This window comes from Pantoea sp. EEL5, from assembly GCF_049892805.1.
In the GTDB taxonomy this organism is placed as follows: domain Bacteria; phylum Pseudomonadota; class Gammaproteobacteria; order Enterobacterales; family Enterobacteriaceae; genus Pantoea; species Pantoea ananatis.
On record NZ_JBNDNJ010000018.1, the window covers coordinates 1 to 829 of the forward strand.

Here is an 829-nt window from a genome sequence, read left to right on the forward strand (position 1 = left end):
GCTCGCCGCTACTGGGGGAATCTCGGTTGATTTCTTTTCCTCGGGGTACTTAGATGTTTCAGTTCCCCCGGTTCGCCTCATACAGCTATGTATTCACTGCATGATAGTGTGACGAGTCACACTGGGTTTCCCCATTCGGGTATCGCCGGTTATTGCGGTTCATATCACCTTACCGGCGCTTATCGCAGATTAGCACGCCCTTCATCGCCTCTGACTGCCAGGGCATCCACCGTGTACGCTTAGTCGCTTAACCTCACAACCCACAGGCGTTTATCTGTTTCGCCGTAACGGCTTCACAGTTAGCTTGTAAGCTGTAAGCTTTTGAGAGACTCGAACACATCGTCATCATTCTTTATTACGGAAGAATGCGACGCTGTGTCGTTTCAAATTTTCAGCTTGTTCCGGATTGTTAAAGAGCAATATCTTAAACATGACTCGCAAGTCATCTTTAAGATATGTGGGCAACACCTTTCACCTGTCACCAAGCAAGTGGCGTCCCCTAGGGGATTCGAACCCCTGTTACCGCCGTGAAAGGGCGGTGTCCTGGGCCTCTAGACGAAGGGGACGTGAAATACTTGTGCAACAGACACGGGTAGTTTCACGTGAAGGTGAGATTGTATAATCAGGCGACAATTAATATTGTTACCGCACCCCAACGCGTAGACGCTTTGCTCATTACTTTTCTATCAGACAATCTGTGTGAGCACTTCGCGGGAAAGTATCTTCAGGTAAGGAGGTGATCCAACCGCAGGTTCCCCTACGGTTACCTTGTTACGACTTCACCCCAGTCATGAATCACAAAGTGGTAAGCGCCCTCCCGAAGGTTAAG

General features: G+C 49.3%; 1 tRNA gene and 2 rRNA genes. All 3 read right to left on the bottom strand.

Annotated elements, in window-relative coordinates:
- Positions 1–253: ribosomal RNA gene (locus tag ACPXSQ_RS22975) — 23S ribosomal RNA — on the bottom strand; the annotation flags it as partial.
- 237 nt (positions 254–490) lie between these two features.
- Positions 491–566: transfer RNA gene (locus ACPXSQ_RS22980), tRNA-Glu, on the bottom strand.
- A 163-nt stretch (positions 567–729) separates the two neighbouring features.
- Positions 730–829, bottom strand: a 16S ribosomal RNA gene (locus ACPXSQ_RS22985); the annotation flags it as partial.